We start from the raw sequence: 806 nt of genomic DNA on the forward strand, positions 1-806 counted from the left end.
GTCGAGTGGAGAAATCCACAAAGGGCACGCCGCAAGGCGGACCTATCTCACCATTATTAGCAAATATCTACCTCAATGAGCTGGACAAACTGCTCAAAGCCAGAGGCCACCAGTTTGTACGTTATGCGGATGACTGTAATATCTATGTCAAAAGTAAGCGTGCAGGATACCGTGTCCTGACCAGTGTAGCCAGATTTCTGGAAAAAGACTTGAAATTAACGGTCAATCAAAAGAAAACTCAAGTTGGTTCACCGCTGAGACTGAAATTCCTAGGATTCACTTTAGGGGTAAGCAAAGGTGAAGCCTATGCCCGTCCTCATAAAGTGGCCAAAGAGCGTATCAAGCAGGCTCTAAAGCTAATCACCAAGCGAAACCGTGGTGTTAGTCTAGGTACTATTTTTAGCGACATCAAGCGCAAAATGCGGGGTTGGCTACAATATTACGGTATCGGACGTATGAAGAATTTTCTTAAATCTTTAGATGCCTGGTTGCGCACGAGGATTCGACAATATATTTGGAAATCATGGAAGAAGATTAAAACGAAGTTTAAGAATCTTAGAAAGTTAGGGGAATCAGTGTCAGAAGCGCGAATATTCTCTAATACCCGCAAGGGTTATTGGTATACCGCGCACACTGGCGTGTTGAAATATACCCTGACAAATGAAAAACTGGAACGCCTTGGACTTTTGAACTTGTCCAAGGCATTCCAGTATATTCAAGAACGCTCAAATTATTGAACCGCCGTATACGGAACCGTACGTACGGTGGTGTGAGAGGTCGGCCTGTCAGGGCCTCCTACTCGATTT

The 806-nt window shown here is 44.4% G+C and carries 1 protein-coding gene; it reads left to right on the forward strand.

Features of this window, described 5'->3' with window-relative positions; translation table 11 throughout:
• Positions 1 to 737 (forward strand): reverse transcriptase domain-containing protein (locus tag FC83_RS06920; RefSeq protein ID WP_269083181.1); only part of this gene is annotated, 737 nt, incomplete at its 5' end.
• Positions 738 to 806: the final 69 nt, after the last annotated feature.

Origin of the sequence: Agrilactobacillus composti DSM 18527 = JCM 14202 (assembly GCF_001436375.1) — a bacterium.
Classification (GTDB): domain Bacteria; phylum Bacillota; class Bacilli; order Lactobacillales; family Lactobacillaceae; genus Agrilactobacillus; species Agrilactobacillus composti.